The sequence below is a fragment of the Streptomyces sp. NPDC051286 genome (assembly GCF_044455345.1).
Classification (GTDB): domain Bacteria; phylum Actinomycetota; class Actinomycetes; order Streptomycetales; family Streptomycetaceae; genus Streptomyces.
Genome location: NZ_JBITER010000140.1, coordinates 1 through 2,005 on the forward strand (window position 1 = coordinate 1; position 2,005 = coordinate 2,005).

Here is a 2,005-nt window from a genome sequence, read left to right on the forward strand (position 1 = left end):
TGGATGTGGCGCCGGAGGAGCTGGCCGGTGCGGTCGCTGCGGCGCAGCGGTACGCCTTCGACCTTGCGGCCGAGGTGCCGTTCCGGGCGTGGCTGTTCGAGGCCGGGGAGGACGAGCGGGTCCTCGTCGTGGTGACGCACCACATCGCGGGCGACGGCTGGTCGATGGGGCCGTTGGCGCGGGATGTGTCGGTGGCGTATGAGGCGCGGTGTGCGGGGCGGGCGCCGCAGTGGGAGCCGCTGCCGGTGCAGTACGCGGACTATGCGCTGTGGCAGCGGGAGCTGCTCGGTGACGATCAGGACTCGGAGAGTCTGATTTCGCGTCAGGTTGCTTACTGGCGTGAGGTGTTGCGGGGCGCTCCGGAGGAGTTGGAGCTGCCGTTCGACCGTCCGCGTCCGGCGGTGGCCAGTCATCGTGGGCACAGTGTGCCGGTACGGGTTCCGGCGGAGGTTCATGCGCGGCTGGTGGAGGTTGCGCGGGCCGAGGGTGTGACGGTGTTCATGGTGTTGCAGGCCGCGCTGGCGGTGTTGCTGTCGAGGCTGGGTGCGGGCACCGATATTCCGGTCGGTTCGGCGGTGGCGGGGCGCACGGATGAGGCGCTGGACGACCTGGTGGGGTTCTTCGTCAACACGCTGGTGCTGCGGACCGACGTATCCGGAAACCCGGCCTTCCGTGAACTGCTCGGGCGGGTGCGGGAGAGCGGGCTGTCGGCGTTCGCGCATCAGGACGTGCCGTTCGAGCGGCTGGTGGAGGAACTCAGCCCCACCCGCTCGCTGGCCCGGCACCCGCTGTTCCAGGTCATGCTCACCCTTCAGAACACGGACCAGGCCGTACTCGACCTGGCCGACCTTACGTCCGAGGGGATTCCGGCAGGTCCGGCGGCGGCGAAGTTCGACCTGGACGTGGTGCTGGGGGAGGTCTTCGACGACGAGGGTGCGCCGGCAGGGCTTCGGGGTCTGGTGATCGCGTCGTCGGATCTGTTCGATGCCGGTACGGCTGAGGACTTGGCGTCGCGGTGGGTGCGGGTGCTGGAGGCGCTTGTTGCCGATCCGTCGATGAGGGTTTCGGCGCTGGATGTCCTGGGCGTCGAGGAGCGGCGTCGGGTGTTGGAGGAGTGGAACGACACGGCGGTGGAGATGCCGGGTGTGTCGGTGGTGGAGTTGTTCGAGGGGTGGGTGCAGCGGACGCCGGATGCGGTGGCGGTGACGTTCGAGGGCGCCGAGGTGTCGTACGCGGAGCTGGATGCGCGGGCGAACCGGCTGGCGCGGCTGCTGACGGGCCGTGGTGTGGGGCCGGAGTCGGTGGTGGGTCTGTGCCTGCCGCGTGGTGTCGACATGGTGGCGGCGATTCTGGCGGCGTGGAAGGCCGGGGCGGGATATCTGCCGGTGGATCCGGAGTATCCGGCCGAGCGGATCGCCTTCATGCTCGGCGATTCCGGGGCGGTGGTGACCCTGACAGTGAGTTCATTCGAGGAACTTGTCCCGAAGGATGTTCCGTCCGTGCTGCTGGATTCCCCCGAAACTGTCGGGGAATTGGCGGGGCTGGATTCATCGGCCCCTGGAGCGGTGCTGTCTGCATCGGGGTTGGCGTATGTGATTTATACGTCGGGGTCGACGGGGCGTCCTAAGGGTGTGGCCGTGTCGCATGTGGGGCTGGCGAACTATGTGGTGTGGGCGGCTCGGGCGTATCGGATGGGTCCGGGCGGCGCGGTGCTGCATTCGTCGCTGGCCTTCGACCTGACGGTGACGAGTGTGCTGCTGCCGCTGGTGTCCGGTTCGCGTGTGGTGGTCAGTGGTGGGGGCGGTGCCGAGGGGCTGGCCGCTGTGGTGCGCGGTGGTGGGGTGGATCTGCTGAAGGTGGTGCCGGCGCATTTGCCGCTGCTCGGGGAGGTGTTGACGGATGGGCAGATTGCTGGGGCTGCTGGTTGTGTGGTGGTGGGTGGTGAGGCGTTGACGGGTGCTGCGGTGCGTGGCTGGCTGGGGCGGTCGCCGGAGTCGTTGGTGGT

The 2,005-nt window shown here is 68.7% G+C and carries 1 protein-coding gene; it reads left to right on the plus strand.

The window, feature by feature from the left end:
- Positions 1–74: 74 nt before the first annotated feature.
- A partial coding sequence (locus ACIBB8_RS37795) for a condensation domain-containing protein (RefSeq protein WP_398959926.1) occupies positions 75–2,005 on the plus strand: 1,931 nt, incomplete at its 3' end.